This window comes from Waterburya sp. (genome assembly GCF_058530065.1).
On record NZ_JBZNBU010000355.1, the window covers coordinates 1 to 13,870 of the forward strand.

17 protein-coding genes and 1 riboswitch are annotated in these 13,870 nt (G+C 35.8%); of the genes, 6 read left to right on the plus strand and 11 right to left on the minus strand.

Going from position 1 to position 13,870, the window contains the following annotated elements:
• Positions 1 to 365 (plus strand): SHOCT domain-containing protein (locus AC33VI_RS21170; RefSeq protein WP_491784249.1); only part of this gene is annotated, 365 nt, incomplete at its 5' end.
• Positions 366 to 595: 230 nt separating this feature from the next.
• Here the strand turns inward: AC33VI_RS21170 and AC33VI_RS21175 are convergent.
• From AC33VI_RS21175 to AC33VI_RS21200, 6 genes are all read right to left on the minus strand, one after another.
• Positions 596 to 1,225 carry a hypothetical protein gene (locus AC33VI_RS21175; protein WP_491784250.1) on the minus strand — a complete coding sequence of 210 codons (630 nt, stop codon included), beginning with the start codon at positions 1,223 to 1,225 and terminating at the stop codon, positions 596 to 598.
• A 98-nt stretch (positions 1,226 to 1,323) separates the two neighbouring features.
• Complete coding sequence (locus AC33VI_RS21180; RefSeq protein ID WP_491784251.1) at positions 1,324 to 2,469, minus strand: trypsin-like peptidase domain-containing protein; 1,146 nt, start codon at positions 2,467 to 2,469, stop codon at positions 1,324 to 1,326.
• Positions 2,470 to 2,569: 100 nt separating this feature from the next.
• Positions 2,570 to 3,139 carry a COP23 domain-containing protein gene (locus tag AC33VI_RS21185; protein ID WP_491784252.1) on the minus strand — a complete coding sequence of 190 codons (570 nt, stop codon included), beginning with the start codon at positions 3,137 to 3,139 and terminating at the stop codon, positions 2,570 to 2,572.
• 142 nt (positions 3,140 to 3,281) lie between these two features.
• Positions 3,282 to 4,211, minus strand: a complete 930-nt coding sequence (locus AC33VI_RS21190) for a hypothetical protein (RefSeq protein WP_491784253.1) — start codon at positions 4,209 to 4,211, stop codon at positions 3,282 to 3,284.
• 184 nt (positions 4,212 to 4,395) lie between these two features.
• A complete protein-coding gene (locus tag AC33VI_RS21195) occupies positions 4,396 to 5,136 on the minus strand; it encodes a DUF3747 domain-containing protein (RefSeq protein ID WP_491784254.1) in 741 nt (246 codons plus the stop codon).
• 601 nt (positions 5,137 to 5,737) lie between these two features.
• A complete protein-coding gene (locus AC33VI_RS21200) occupies positions 5,738 to 6,145 on the minus strand; it encodes a DUF1622 domain-containing protein (RefSeq protein ID WP_491784255.1) in 408 nt (135 codons plus the stop codon).
• Between the two features lie 203 nt (positions 6,146 to 6,348).
• Here AC33VI_RS21200 and AC33VI_RS21205 point away from each other — a divergent pair, with 203 nt between their 5' ends.
• The 4 genes from AC33VI_RS21205 (at position 6,349) to hcp (ending at position 9,081) form a co-directional block, all read left to right on the plus strand.
• The gene (locus AC33VI_RS21205) at positions 6,349 to 6,480 is read left to right on the plus strand and encodes a hypothetical protein (RefSeq protein WP_491784256.1); all 132 of its coding nucleotides are present in this window, start codon (positions 6,349 to 6,351) and stop codon (positions 6,478 to 6,480) included.
• Between the two features lie 102 nt (positions 6,481 to 6,582).
• Positions 6,583 to 6,918: a cupin domain-containing protein gene (locus AC33VI_RS21210; protein ID WP_491784257.1), complete on the plus strand. Its 336-nt coding sequence runs from the start codon at positions 6,583 to 6,585 to the stop codon at positions 6,916 to 6,918.
• Entirely contained in the window at positions 6,915 to 7,358 is a 444-nt protein-coding gene (locus tag AC33VI_RS21215; protein WP_491784258.1) for a globin domain-containing protein, read from the plus strand. The genes AC33VI_RS21210 and AC33VI_RS21215 overlap by 4 nt, the downstream gene beginning before the upstream one ends.
• A gap of 73 nt (positions 7,359 to 7,431) precedes the next feature.
• The gene (gene hcp / locus AC33VI_RS21220; protein WP_491784259.1) at positions 7,432 to 9,081 is read left to right on the plus strand and encodes a hydroxylamine reductase; all 1,650 of its coding nucleotides are present in this window, start codon (positions 7,432 to 7,434) and stop codon (positions 9,079 to 9,081) included.
• A 176-nt stretch (positions 9,082 to 9,257) separates the two neighbouring features.
• Here hcp and AC33VI_RS21225 read toward each other — a convergent pair whose 3' ends face one another.
• The 4 genes from AC33VI_RS21225 to AC33VI_RS21240 form a co-directional block, all read right to left on the minus strand.
• Complete coding sequence (locus AC33VI_RS21225) at positions 9,258 to 10,088, minus strand: energy-coupling factor ABC transporter ATP-binding protein (RefSeq protein WP_491784260.1); 831 nt, start codon at positions 10,086 to 10,088, stop codon at positions 9,258 to 9,260.
• 79 nt (positions 10,089 to 10,167) lie between these two features.
• Positions 10,168 to 10,956 (minus strand): cobalt ECF transporter T component CbiQ, encoded by a 789-nt coding sequence (cbiQ, locus tag AC33VI_RS21230; RefSeq protein WP_491784261.1) that lies wholly within the window; start codon positions 10,954 to 10,956, stop codon positions 10,168 to 10,170.
• Between the two features lie 56 nt (positions 10,957 to 11,012).
• Complete coding sequence (locus AC33VI_RS21235; RefSeq protein ID WP_491784262.1) at positions 11,013 to 11,300, minus strand: energy-coupling factor ABC transporter substrate-binding protein; 288 nt, start codon at positions 11,298 to 11,300, stop codon at positions 11,013 to 11,015.
• Positions 11,301 to 11,306: 6 nt separating this feature from the next.
• Positions 11,307 to 12,050, minus strand: coding sequence for an energy-coupling factor ABC transporter permease (locus tag AC33VI_RS21240; protein ID WP_491784263.1), 744 nt, complete (start codon positions 12,048 to 12,050; stop codon positions 11,307 to 11,309).
• A 97-nt stretch (positions 12,051 to 12,147) separates the two neighbouring features.
• Positions 12,148 to 12,297: riboswitch (cobalamin riboswitch) on the minus strand.
• A 207-nt stretch (positions 12,298 to 12,504) separates the two neighbouring features.
• On the opposite strand from AC33VI_RS21240, the gene AC33VI_RS21245 reads away from it, so the two are divergent.
• Positions 12,505 to 12,828 carry an antibiotic biosynthesis monooxygenase gene (locus AC33VI_RS21245; protein WP_491784264.1) on the plus strand — a complete coding sequence of 108 codons (324 nt, stop codon included), beginning with the start codon at positions 12,505 to 12,507 and terminating at the stop codon, positions 12,826 to 12,828.
• A gap of 11 nt (positions 12,829 to 12,839) precedes the next feature.
• On the opposite strand, the gene AC33VI_RS21250 is transcribed toward AC33VI_RS21245, so the two are convergent.
• Positions 12,840 to 13,553: a serine/threonine protein kinase gene (locus tag AC33VI_RS21250; RefSeq protein WP_491784265.1), complete on the minus strand. Its 714-nt coding sequence runs from the start codon at positions 13,551 to 13,553 to the stop codon at positions 12,840 to 12,842.
• Between the last annotated feature and the right edge of the window lie 317 nt (positions 13,554 to 13,870).

Here is a 13,870-nt window from a genome sequence, read left to right on the forward strand (position 1 = left end):
AACTAGTTAGCTATCTCGAACTACGAAGAAGTGAGTTAGAAGGTGGCGACGATTCTCCTATTTATAAACGAGACAATACAATTGTTGGCGAGCTAATTAGTAAATACAAACTACCTTCTATAAGCGAATTGTCAGAAAATGAAATCTCGACTAAGGGCGAAGTTGTTCCTGTTTTGCCAGGAGGAGAAGTTAGTTCCGATGGCTTGCAAACAAAGCCAATTGCATCCTTGCAATCTAATACACAACCCCAAACAAGTAGCAAAAACAAGTTTGAAGAGCTAAAAGAACTCAAGGAAATGTACGAGCAGGGTATTTTAACCGAAGAGGAATTTACCACTGCCAAGAAATTAATATTAGGACTTTAAAGTCAAAATTTTAAATTAGAAAAGAGGACTATATTGTGTAGCCCTCTTTTTTAGTTTTACTATATACAAAATACAAAAAAAGCTATGAACCAATCAATAATATTAAATCCGATTTACAAAAGACACTTATAGATAGAAGCTTAGAAATAGCTGAAATTCCTTTTCCCTTTATCCTTTAACCTTCACACAACTTATAAGTGTTGTATTCAAACAGAATTTAGTATAATTTGCTAAGGACAAGCCATATATTTTTGTTCTTTATATCTTGTCTTTGTTTCGTATTTTCCTTTTTTCTTATTCCATTCTCTATACTCTTCACGAACGTGTTTTGTTTTCTCTACTTTATCCCTGCGTACTTCCACAGGTTGACTAGGAGCAAAATTAGCTTGAAAAAAACCACGAGCAATAGTTGTTTTTTTATCTCTTATTTCATATTCAAAATCATTGATACCACTTAATACTGTGAAATAACGTTTATTGTGTTTTGTACCAAAAACTGTATCAAAACCTTCAGAAGAACGACCTTTTTCATATTCGCGATCTGTATAGGGAGGCTTTTCTGGAGATAAACCTCTAGTTACGTTGGTAATAACAACTCTTCTATTTTTTTTGGGTGGGTATTTACTCGATGTAAACCAAGAACGCTTGTATTTATAAGCATTGCCAGGACATTCTCCGTAATATCGAATATGAGTTATAACACCCTGGTTCAACTCCCTTTGCCCTTCAAATTCAAACCCTATTTCTTCCTGCTGATTTAATTCTGATTGATACTGAGCAATAGCATTTTTACTCAACGTAGTAGAAAGCAATAATGAAGTAAAACAAAGTAATAAACTAGTCGGCTTCTTTAAAAACATAACAATTAAATGTAATATAACTTGCTATTCTTAAAATACCCAATTACCTATAAAAACTAACTAAAATTGTTTGTTAAAAATATATTCAAATTAATAGCTTATATTTCACAATCATCAATTTTATCTATAAAAGATGACCAGACTTCTCCATCTAAAAATTGTCGAGGAAGATAGCCACGAGGTGCATTAAGATTATATTGAATTTTTTGAGGAGGTGACCATGAACCACGATAAAGCCATCCCGTTTCAGTGGCAAAGTCGTAATAATCATCTTCCCAAATTAATCTTTGGATTGTAAATCCAAAACGTCCTCTACTATTTTTGTTCCAAAGTTCGTCAATCCCAATAAGTAGATCGCAGCTTAAATTATCTATGCCTGATTCGTCTAAATATTGTTTGTGTCCTAATAATAAATTTTTTGTTTCAATGTCTGCTTCCCAATATTGTTTTGCTTGCAATACTTTTTCTAGATTGTATAGTTGAGGAGTTATTTTAGATTTTTTACTATCTGCATATCTAAGGGAAAATGCAAAAAGATGTTTATATTCTTCGAGAATATCCGTAGGAATTCCTAAATTAAATCCTGTTTTTACCACAAAATTATCATTTAAGGTTGCCTCAGTTTCTAGTTTATCCGCCAAACCATGAATAGCAATTAAATGTCCTTTTTCGTTAAGTACTGGTCCACCACTCATTCCCGATAAAGTTTTATTATCGTAAATTAAAGAGTAACCTAACTGTAAAGATTCTCGGTTATTAGAAGTAACTTTTCCCTCAGTAAAGTTGAAAACTGGATGGGGTATAGCTAAAGATGGATTGGGAAATCCCGATACATAGGTTTTAGTTCCTTCTTTTGCTTCTTTGGTATTGCCGATAGTAGCTAAGTCATAGTTATTATTACTGGCAAATTTAACGACTGCTAAATCTATATCGGGAAAATATAAAATATCTTCTTTTAATAGTAAGTGTTCTCGCTCATCGGAAGTTGAGATGGTAATATCTTCTTCCATATTCATCTCTGCCATCACGTGCTTGGCAGTCAACACATAATAGATATTATTTTTTTTATCTATAATAACTCCCGAACCTACAGGTTGTTCTTCGTCTTCAATTAAAACTGTTATATTGTCGGCAATTTTTCCGATTTTGTTGGAAGATTTTGCCAAGCTATTAGTGGATATAAAAATACTACTCAAACAAGCAATACTAAGTATTTTAGAATAGAAAGATTTTGATTTAAACATAATATATATTCCCAAAAATAAAATCCATAAATGCTTACAAAGTAATATGCAATAAGTATTTATGGATTTATGTACTAAAATAGCTATCGAATCAGTATTTCTACCAAATATTAGTTTCTTTTGTAGTTTCTAGATTATTTACTTGAGGCTGTACTGAATTTGCTTGGGAAGCGGGGTTTTCAGCTAATTTACTTTCTATATATTCATCCATATTGATATATACCTTTGAGGTTTCAAACAAAGGATTGGTTGAAGCTCCTCTACGTATATCCATTAAACGTTCTAAAGTTTTACCAGGATTGCCATTCGCTTTGAGAGTAAATAATAAATTCTCACAACTACCTTTATCTTTTTGGGTGACACACACTACGTTTTGACCATTTTCAATCCCAGTAGTTAAATATTTAAGCGTTCCTTTCGAGTGATATACTTGGAATCTGGAAGATACTACATTACAACGTCTTTCTGGTGTCCAACCAGAGTTAGCAAAATAACTGGATACCCATTTAATTACAGGTACATTACCATTGGGAGTTTGAACTACTGTTGTGGGTACTCCATCGACTGTATCGCAAGTAAATGCTGTGGTATTAGCTTTAGCAGAAGTAGTTAAAGCAGTACTAGTTAATAGAAATGTAGAAGCAAAAAGCAAAAAGATCTTGTTTTTCATATTTCACCTTAAATAATATTATTTTGTTTTAAGTACGAATTTTTAATTATATTTGTAACACACAATTTTTATAAAAAACATGAATTGAATTACACCAAAAAGTTTGAAATATGCTAGCTTATTTTTTAACTATTTAGATATCTTAAAAAAGACAATTTGGTGATTTATTTACCGCACAAGAATCAGAAGAAATAGATTTTGGCTGCGTTCTATTAGTTACTGGATTTTTCCTAGTTAAAGTTGCCGATCTGACTGGCTGAGTTTGTGTCCTGGTAATTCTTGTAGGAGTATTAGGACGATTTCTTCTTGCCATTGTAGCTATACGACCGTCAATGTCTTTTATTTGTAAATCGTAATCAGAAAGATATTTTTCAGCTTGAGAAATAATTAAAGTAGAAGTATCGATTTCTTTTAACTTATTTTTAGCACTTTCCCATTTTTGTTTGGCTGCTGTTAATTGGGTAGTAGAGCGATCGCCATCTGTTTCTAACTTAGCTTGATTAGCAATTGTTTCAGCTTCTTTTAGATTTTCTAATGCTAGTTTTTCTTTAGCTAAATTAGAGTCTATTTTTACTTTTTTCTGGTTATATTCTGCTAGATTTGATTCTACTTCATTGTATATTAAAGCTTCTGAAGGTATCTGACTTAGTTGAGAGAGTGAATTATCAAGAATTGAGCCAGCTTTGGCTAAATCTTCTATAGATTGATAATTTGTAGCCATACTAATTGCTTGTTCGCCAAGCTGTTTGGCTTCTTGATATGGTTGCAAAAAAGGATCGATACATTGACTGTCAATTTTTTCTAATCCCGCTTCGCAACCCTTCGCCATAAAGGTATATGCCGTACCGCCACCTGCCAAAATGATTATGCCTGCAATAGCTATTGCAATTGACTTAGGTGATATGCCTCCCCCGCCCTCTTTTACTGGATCTCCTTGAGATTCTTTTGGTAAACCACAAATCTCGCAGTCTGCGGAGTAATTTTCATGAGGATCGTGTACCCATCCATGAGGAGAATAGTTCTTTCCATTTTTGGGAGTACCATCACAAATCCATTTTTCTGATGATGTCATATGTTGTTACCAAGTATGAAAAATGTCGAATAATATATTTGGAAAACTAATATATTAATCTTATTGATATTTAATGAAATTAGGTGTGATCTGAATGTTCCAAAAATCAAGTAGAAGAAAAAATATTTGAACATTTAAAAACCCACTATTTTTACTAGTAGGTTAAAGAAAAAAATTTTATTTACTAAAATAGTTGATAAAATTCTTGCTGTATCGATTGATTATTTTCGTTGACTGTATCTTGTTTATTTTGATTAATAATAGTGACAGATACTCCAGCAGGATTTTGTTGAGATGAAACTGGAGTTAAACTGGCTGATGCTGCTGTATCTTTACTTAAATCATTTTGCTTTCCTGTTTCTAGCTGATTTGAACTTACAACAGTAGTAGACCCTTTACTAAAATAAAAGTGTGATATTATTTTACCTTGATAAGAACGTTTAGTAAAACTCCAACCTGGAGATAAAAAGAATTTAGTTAAACCATCAGTTTTTCCTTGAGTTTTTCCAATAATTAGTTTTGGCTTATTTGAGTCTCTATGACTTGCAACTAAATGTAACTCATTCCCAACATCAACTACATTTAATAAATAGTCAGAAGCATATTCTTGATTATTAACTCTAATTGAATAACCATTGGTATCAGTGGCTCGACGACAATGTCCTGTAAAATCAAAGTTCATTAGTAGCGGTTCTACTTTGGTTGGAGAACTGCCTTCTTCACTCCAGCAAGCTTTTTTTCCTTTAATTTGTTCTATTACTACTAAATTATATCCATGGCGATATGGAGCAGCTACAGCTATGACTTGACCTCGATCTATAGATACTTCTTCAAATGTATTGGCTTTAACTGGTTGAGAAATTATTAAATTAGTAGTAAATACATTTACTAAAGCTATTAATTTGACTAAAGAGGATTTTTTCATGTTAATTGATTATTGATGAAAATGTTTATAAGTTAATTGTTAAAAAAGATTTATAAAATCGCGATCGCCATAAAATTACAGCCATTTTCAGTTGAATAGCTCTCTGGGAAAATTTACTAGTTCGTAGTTTTTAGTTTTTAGTTCTTAGTTCTTAGTTTTTAAAGTTTAATTATGTGGTCTACCCATGTGAAAAGCTCAGTAATACAAAATTTATAATGTTTTGTGAATTATTATATTATTGGTTGAAAACTAAAACAAAATTAGTTTTTTATTGAATACTATTAAAAATAGTACGATTTATTATTTAAGCTATATATACAATGTGACATATAAAATATTTCAATGTCAATTTAAGATTAGCTACTTTAAAATAACAACATTAAAATCTATCAAATAAAAAAAATAAATTATAATTAAGCATTTAAAAAGCGATCGCATCAGTAAATACCGAAACGATTATTTAGCTTTCATTACTATTTAGATTAAGCTATTGTTAGATCGTAGGTATTTTCAACAAATTGTTACTTTAATTTAATTCCAATAAAAATTATTTAATCAAGAATAAGTAAATCCCTTGACCCAAAATCAAAAGTATTTAACTTTACTGTTCTACAATTAAATTTCTATCTTTTTCGTTATTTTTTTTATCTGACAATTGAGATTGTTCTCTAAAATCATTAGAACTTCTTTCTATTGCTTGTAATAAAAGATAATTTAAAATTGTTCGCAGTATTATGATTGCTGCTAACTGACCGATATCGTTCCAAGATGGTGCAATTGTCGTCTTCAAAATACTTGCTCCGACTAAAAAACTCAGTCCTAGAGAAAAAGCATAACCCAACTCTAATCGACTTCCTTGGAAAGCAATTGCCGAACTAGAATTAGTAAAAATATGTCTGCTATAAATAATTAAAGCTTTAACTATTCCCGTGACAATAACAAATAATGCTAATATTTGACACAAACTAACTACCCATTTATTGAGAATATTAACTATATGTATCAACATTTTTGGCAAAATTAATAATTATATAGATTCATCTTAACTTGAGCTAAATCAATCGCGATCGAGAGCTAAACATCAACTTATAAATCCGTGTAGAACAGGATTGTTATTCTGTCGAATAAAACTTTCTGGTTAAACATGAGCTACCTCAAAGACAGAACTCAAACTTAATGTCACAGTAAAAGTATCGAGTTTGGATACGACTCATGACAGCGACTCTTAATTTTGCTACTGCTCCTGGTCATCAAGTATTAAATGTTTTAATTAATCCTAATTTATGTCACAGAGTTTTGAAAATGCGTCGTAACTTCCAGCAACAAAGGCAAGAAAGATATTGATTATATCGTTTATTGTGCCGAAGTTGTCTAATTTTGTGGCGTAAAATAGCTGTTTGCCCATAACGACCGCCACAATTAATTAGCAAAAAGTAAGGAGGAATCATGACAGTCGCTACGTCTAATAATTCTTTTACTGCCAACTTACAAGATTTAATTGAATATCCTGTTAGTGGCATTCTTAGTAAAGTTTTATTCAAAGATACGAACAGTCAATACACCTTATTTTGTTTAGCAGCAGGTACGGGAATTGACGAGCATACTTCAACTAGGAATGCACTAGTAACAGTAGTTGAAGGGACGGGTAATTTAAACCTGGAAGGCAAAGACATTACTCTTACCCCTGGAGTACTGGTATTTATGCCAGCCAATGCACCCCATGCTTTACAGGCAGATACAAATTTAACCTTCACTCTCACTTTATCGGAGTCAATCTCATGACCACAGAAATTAGTCAACAGACTATTGATATTGTTAAGGCTACCGCCCCTGCGATTAAAGAGCATGGCAAGACTATCACTTCTCGAATGTATGAAATTATGTTTGCTGCCCATCCCGAAGTTAAATCTCAATTTGATATGTCTGCACAGGCTAACGGTACTCAACCCGCCAAATTGGCAACCGCTGTTTATGCCTATGCCACTCATATCGATGACTTGGGAGCTTTAAAATCCGCAGTAGATAAAATCGCCCATCGTCATGTAGCTACCCATGTTTTACCCGAACAGTATCCCGTGGTGGGGGAATGTTTATTGCAAGCAATTCAAGATGTGTTGGGAGATGCTGCGTCACCAGAAATTATGACGGCGTGGACAGAAGCATATCAAGCTCTAGCAGATATTTTTATCGATCGAGAACAACAAATTTATCAAGAGAGTTAGTCGTTAGAGACAAGGCATACCTTGTCTGTACTGGTTATTAGTCATTAGTACAAAAAACAACAAAGGAGATATTATGTTTTGCGAACAGTGCGAACAAACTGCTAGTGGTAATGGCTGCCATCAATGGGGTGCTTGTGGTAAAAGTCCCCAAGTAAATGCAGTGCAGGATTTATTAGTCTATTGCTTGCGGGGAGTTGCCCCCGTTGTAGTTCGAGCAAAAAAGTTGGGCATAAATACTAGAGAATGCGATCGCTTTACCTGTGAATCTATGTTCGCAACTATGACTAATGTTAACTTCGATCAAAAAAGATTTACTAAATATATTCAAAAAGCGATCGCTCTACGAGAAGATTTAAAAGCTAAAATTTCAGCAGCAAGCGATACTCCCGATAATTGGTTGGAAATATCTAACTACGAACCAGATTACAGCGAAAGTCTTGCAGAACAAGGACAAAATTTTAACTTAGAGCTAATCGGTCAGTCGGGAACAAATGTAGATATCTTTTCTTTAAAGTTAACTGCCCTCTATGGCATTAAAGGTGCTGCTTCTTATGCTTTCCATGCCTATGAATTGGGACAAGAAGATGAAGCAGTATATCAGTATGTTCAACAGGTATTGGCAACTATCGACAGTGAAGACTTAAGCGTAACTGATTGGGTTAATATCGCCCTGGAAATCGGTAATATTAACCTCCGAGCAATGGAATTAATTGACGCTGGACATACAGGCACTTACGGTCATCCTATCCCTACTCCTATTCCTTTAAATGTCATTCCAGGTAAGGCGATTTTAGTTTCTGGTCACGATATTAAACAGTTAGACGCTATTCTCAGCCAAACTGTAGGTACGGACATTAATGTTTACACTCATGGGGAATTATTACCCGCCCACGGTTATCCCAAACTCAAAGAAAAATACTCCCACTTCTACGGACACTTTGGTACTGCTTGGCAAAATCAAACCAAAGATTTTGGTAAATTCCCTGGGGCAATTGTGGTAACAACTAACTGCTTGATGCCTCCCCACGAACATTATGATGAAAAACTCTTTACTTTAGGCCCTGTAGGCTATGCAGGGTTAAATTATCTTCCTACTGATGCTGATGGTAAAGTAGACTTTACCCCAGTCATCCAAAAAGCTCAAGAATTACCAGGATTTACGGAGGAATCAGCCTATCGCGAAGTAACTACAGGATTTGCACGCAATGCCGTCTTGGGAGTCGCTGACAAGATTATTGATGCCGTCAAACAAGGCAAAATTCGTCACTTCTTCCTAGTTGGTGGTTGCGATGGGGCAAAACCAGACCGCAATTACTATGCTGAATTTGTAGACAAAGTACCCGAAGATTGCGTGGTGCTAACCCTAGCTTGTGGTAAATTCCGTTTCTTTGACAAAAAAATGGGAGATATTGGCGGTATTCCTCGTTTATTGGATGTCGGTCAGTGTAATGATGCCTATTCTGCCATTCAAATCGCTGTAGCTTTAGCTAATGCCTTTGAAGTTGGAGTTAATGAAATACCTCTATCCATGATTATCTCCTGGTACGAACAAAAAGCGGTGGCTATTTTACTAACCCTACTGCACTTGGGCATTAAAGATATTCGTCTTGGTCCAACAATCCCTGCTTTCCTCTCGGCAAATGTATTGCAACTATTGTCGGAACAATATAACTTAAAACCAATTACTACTCCCGAAGCTGATTTAGCTGCTTGTTTGGGATAAATTTCTCCTGAAAATCATTAAAAGCGATCGCTTTTAATCGGGCGATCGCTTCTTGATGTAGTCGCTACAACGGGTCACAGACTCCTTCGGATTCAGCACTTTTCTCAAGTCGGGGAACCCGCCCACCGAAAGTGCCTCACCGCAACGCGCTACATCGCTTTTAATCATAAAAAATTCTATGGCTTATCTAATATCTGTAAAATTTTAGTTTTAAGTTGCTCAATTTTAGTAGATTCATTTACTTCGTCAAGTAAAGATGATAGTTGAAATCTCAAAGGTACGCCAAGCTGGAGTTGGTTTAACAGATCTCCACGAGCAAAGACATTATCGGGAGTTCCTTCTAATACTAATGTTCCTTGATTTAAAACAAAGATCCAATCTGCCCAACGATAAACCCATTCTAAATCGTGAGTTGCCATGAAAATTGTCGTTCCTTCCCTATGGATTGCGTTCAAAGTTGTTGCTAACTGACGGATATGTAGAGGATCGAGATAGGCAGTAGGTTCGTCTAATAATAGTAAAGTTGGTTGCAAAGCCATTACCCCTGCGATCGAAACCTGCTTTTTTTGTCCGAGACTCAACTGATGGACGGGTTTGGTAGCAAAAGAGCTAAGTCCAAATTGATTGAGTACCTGTTGGACTTTTGGGGATATCTCTGTGTCAGAAAGTCCTAGATTACACAAGCCGTAGGAAATATCTTCTTCCACAGTCGAGGCAATTAATTGTTGTTCTGGATTTTGAAAAACAAGTCCAATTTGTTGTCTTAAGTCGATGAGTGAATTACGACTATATTTGAGTTTTTGTCCTTGATAGCCGATCGCCCCTTGTTGGGGTTGATACAAACCATTTGCTAATAAAAATAAGGTTGTTTTGCCACAACCATTTTGACCGATCGCAGCACAACGTTTTCCTTGAGGAATGCGTAAAGTTAAATTGGCGATCGCAGGTTGAGTCGTCCCAGGATAGGTATAGCAAACATCTTCAAATTCCATTAGCCAGTGGGACATATTATTTCCAATAACTGATTTTAGATACTAAGTAACCTTTTAAAACTAGGAAAGGGAGAAAGGGAAAAGGGTAAATAATTCAAATTAAAAAATTAGCAATTATTAATGTCAGACAACCAATAGTAGCTTCTAAGGTATATCTTAAGGAAGCTCGGTAGCGTCGAGACGACCAAACTCGAAACTCGCCATTAAAACCCCTGGCTGCAGTAGACAGAACAAATTGTTGATAATGTTCCATAGTTTTTTTAAATAGTTGTCCGATTAAGAGACTCAAACTATAAATCCATCGCTGGCGAGTACGGTAGCCATTACGAGATTGTTGAGCAATCCAAAGTTCTGAGGCGGTAGATAATAGGATAAAGATAAATCGATACATCAAAAGCAACAGTTCTGTTAAAATTACGGGACAGCCAAGGCGACGCAACACCTGTAGCAGTTCGGTAAAGGGAGTAGTGAATAAAATAAAGTAGAGGCAAGAAACAGTTGCCAGGGTACGAGCTAAAATAAGACCTACTTGGACTAAACCTTGATGACTAAGATAAAGATAATAAGAGCCAATAATCATACCAGATAAAACATCTGGTTGAATCGCTTCTTGTTCCGATCTAGCGACACCAGAAATGAGCAGTGCGGGGATACTTGCGAGCAAAAATCCAATTGCTAAACTTAATGTTCCCCCATAGACTTTGACAGGAATTCGAGCATAACCAACAATCCAAACACTCATCCATAAAGCGATCGCTATTTGTACTGGGGGATGGGCTACTAGTGCGATCGCCAATCCCACCCCAGCAAACCCTAACTTATGTTCTGGGGGTAGATGTTTTAAGTGATTATTATGAGATAAATTGTCAAGCCATAGGTGCATTAATAATTAGGTAGTAGGTAGATCCAGACCCCTCAGAATAATTGGTTTCTTAAGAGTTACTTATTCTGGTTTCTTCCTTTATACAAACCAATGGCATAGCCCATAATTCCTGCCCCAATTGCTGCTTGAGAAGAAAACAAAAGGCTTTCAATTTCACCACTGGGAGGTTCAAATAATGGTTCAAACCAAGGCTCATAGGTAGGATTGACTTCGGAGATCGCATCCTGTGCTTGACCGTCTGCACCGCCATATTCTCCACGAACAAAAATGATAGGAGTTACTACTATGGCGAGAACTGCAATTATGAGATACCAATTTTGTTGTCCCAAAGAGGGTCTATTCATCTTGCTCTAATTCCTAATTAACTTTAAAGTGGCTAATTCTTTTTGGTTGTATTCCTGTAACCAGTTCCACACCAACACGGTTAGTAATCCTTCAATAATTGCTAGTGGCACTTGAGTCAGAGTAAAAATACCTGCAAATTTTAAAAATGCTGCGGTTACTCCTCCCGATGCTGCGGGAAAAGCTAATGCTAATTGCAGGGAAGTAGTTACATAAGTTAGTAAGTTGGCTACGGCTGCTGCCAGAAAGATTGCTAGTTTTTGATTCTTAGTTTTTAACAGTTGATAAATGCCATAAGCAACGAATGGTCCAACAACTGCCATAGAAAACATATTTGCTCCCAAAGTGGTTAAACCACCATGGGCTAGCAACAAAGCTTGAAACAGTAGCACCAATCCGCCTAAAACGCTCATGACAGAAGGACCAAAGAGAATTGTTCCCAGTCCAGTACCTGTGGGATGAGAGCAACTACCCGTGACTGATGGTATTTTCAAAGCAGACAATACAAAAGCAAATGCCCCTGCTAAAGCGAGCAAAAGTTTGAGTTCTGGATGTTCTTTGGTAACCTGGGAAAGCGATCGCAAGCCCAACAGAAAAAATGGCAAGGTGAGAACCCACCAAAATAATGCCCACTGTAGGGGTAAAAATCCTTCGGCAACGTGCATGGCTTGAGCGGGGCTTGCCGAACTAAAAACCAAGCACATACTCAACCCAGCCATAGCTGCCAGGTGTAATTTTTTATGATTTTTCATTGATGGCATCCTTATAGGAAATATACGGAAAGGTAAGAGGATGCTAATAAAATTCTTTGATAATTTAACTTCATCTGTACCTCGCAGATTTGTTGTTAATGTAATGTCAATCTCGGCGGGCATTCTGACTTAGAGTATATTCTTAATATATTCATTACAGTTGCGGGACAGCGTTGGATTTACACCAAACTTTCCCCATTACTTCTAATAGCTGATTTCTATTAGAACCGACACATAAAAATCAAAATAACATACTCTGGTGTGCAAAGGAATAAGAAAAACTAGATATGCTACCTCAAACATCTCTATTATTCAACCTGATTGAATTTCGATGTAAATGATTAAAAAACTGTTTAAATATCGGGAAAATTACTGATTAAGAGAGTTAATCGTAGGTAAGTAGTTTTACTAATCATCAAAAACTAAATTTTTCCTTACTAACGATCGAAAGCTCATGTCAGAATTTCTCGATTTTCTCAAGCATAAATATGCTTATGTCGCTATTGGTAAATTTAAACCAGGTAAGTTTGTTGAAGCGCAACAATTATATGAAAAAGCTGTTTCTACCTATAGTCACGGTTTCCAAGGAGCATATTTACTCCAAAAACCAGGAACAGATGAAGGTATTGCCGTAATTATTTGGGAAAATATTGACGATATGCAAGATAACCAAAGCGAAGCATATAAAGCAATTTTGCAAGAAATGTCTCATTTATTTGCTACCGCTCCAGATACTTCATTTTATGAGGTGTGTAGTGAAATAGGTATCTCAGAATAAAGCGATCGCATTTATTTTGCGCTCGCTTTCGAGTAACGTCGCCAGATCCGATAGCTACCTCGTACCAAATCCAACATAAAATAAGGCAAAGGCGATCGATGCCAAGAAAATAGCGGTATATATAGCCAAGTATAAGCTTTTTTGAGATCCGACCATAGGTAACAAGATTCTGATTTTAAAAAGTCAGAAATATCGACTACCAAGCCCTTTCCTGCTGAAGAAATCATTACATTGCGTCCGTGAATGTCGTGGGGATTTAGATTGCGACTGCGGGCATATTCTAAAGCTAGATCGATATCTTTAATTACCTGCTGGGGAATTGCTAAACCTTGGTGCATCGCATCATATAACGTTGTTCCGTATAGTCTTTGCAAGACTAAAAAATTATCTTGGGCATAAAAACATTGAGAGAAAGCAGGATGCTCTCCCAAACGACGATAAACTTCAACTTCTTCCGACCAACCTTCCCTACCAGGAGCATAAATTTTGACCGCTAAATCAGGATAAGCAGAATGATAAAATACTGCTGCATAATTACCAGTACCGAGCAATTGCCAAGGGGTTACAACGCGATCTACTACTACAGGATGATGGGGATGAACGCTATTAAGTTGCAGATTGGGAAGTAGCTCTTGATAAATACTAGCAATTAATTGGTTTAAGTCTTCTCGAGCGCGAGACGATTGACAATTGGGGATCGAATTACCCGAATTTAACAAGGTCATAAGTTTATCGGACTATCTTAGCCAAGATTGTAAATTTATTTCTCATACTAACGAATTTGTTTAAACTAACATTACAAAAGTTAGTATTTCTCGCGCGATCGCCTCGATTGAATCTTGTGGGGGTAGCTTAAACCTAGCAATTTTTCTAGCTATTGGTTTCTTGAGTGCCAAATTATATGAAATTTAAAAAAGAATGCTACATATAGTTTTTATAGGTCAGAGGTCAGGTAGGGACTCCGATGAGCGTTCCCTTGCGCCTGTCCTAAAGGATACCGCTCCGCATATCGGCGGCGCGGGGTCTCATCGTTTCATGAAAC

Excerpts from the sequence above, each read along its gene's own strand:
- AC33VI_RS21175 (WP_491784250.1), bottom strand. The coding sequence starts at position 1,225 with ATGTTTTTAAAGAAGCCGACTAGTTTATTACTTTGTTTTACTTCATTA.
- AC33VI_RS21180 (WP_491784251.1), bottom strand. The coding sequence starts at position 2,469 with ATGTTTAAATCAAAATCTTTCTATTCTAAAATACTTAGTATTGCTTGT.
- AC33VI_RS21185 (WP_491784252.1), bottom strand. The coding sequence starts at position 3,139 with ATGAAAAACAAGATCTTTTTGCTTTTTGCTTCTACATTTCTATTAACT.
- AC33VI_RS21190 (WP_491784253.1), bottom strand. The coding sequence starts at position 4,211 with ATGACATCATCAGAAAAATGGATTTGTGATGGTACTCCCAAAAATGGA.
- AC33VI_RS21195 (WP_491784254.1), bottom strand. The coding sequence starts at position 5,136 with ATGAAAAAATCCTCTTTAGTCAAATTAATAGCTTTAGTAAATGTATTT.
- AC33VI_RS21200 (WP_491784255.1), bottom strand. The coding sequence starts at position 6,145 with ATGTTGATACATATAGTTAATATTCTCAATAAATGGGTAGTTAGTTTG.
- AC33VI_RS21205 (WP_491784256.1), top strand. The coding sequence starts at position 6,349 with ATGACAGCGACTCTTAATTTTGCTACTGCTCCTGGTCATCAAGTATTA.
- AC33VI_RS21210 (WP_491784257.1), top strand. The coding sequence starts at position 6,583 with ATGACAGTCGCTACGTCTAATAATTCTTTTACTGCCAACTTACAAGAT.
- AC33VI_RS21215 (WP_491784258.1), top strand. The coding sequence starts at position 6,915 with ATGACCACAGAAATTAGTCAACAGACTATTGATATTGTTAAGGCTACC.
- hcp (WP_491784259.1), top strand. The coding sequence starts at position 7,432 with ATGTTTTGCGAACAGTGCGAACAAACTGCTAGTGGTAATGGCTGCCAT.
- AC33VI_RS21225 (WP_491784260.1), bottom strand. The coding sequence starts at position 10,088 with ATGTCCCACTGGCTAATGGAATTTGAAGATGTTTGCTATACCTATCCT.
- cbiQ (WP_491784261.1), bottom strand. The coding sequence starts at position 10,956 with ATGCACCTATGGCTTGACAATTTATCTCATAATAATCACTTAAAACAT.
- AC33VI_RS21235 (WP_491784262.1), bottom strand. The coding sequence starts at position 11,300 with ATGAATAGACCCTCTTTGGGACAACAAAATTGGTATCTCATAATTGCA.
- AC33VI_RS21240 (WP_491784263.1), bottom strand. The coding sequence starts at position 12,050 with ATGAAAAATCATAAAAAATTACACCTGGCAGCTATGGCTGGGTTGAGT.
- AC33VI_RS21245 (WP_491784264.1), top strand. The coding sequence starts at position 12,505 with ATGTCAGAATTTCTCGATTTTCTCAAGCATAAATATGCTTATGTCGCT.
- AC33VI_RS21250 (WP_491784265.1), bottom strand. The coding sequence starts at position 13,553 with ATGACCTTGTTAAATTCGGGTAATTCGATCCCCAATTGTCAATCGTCT.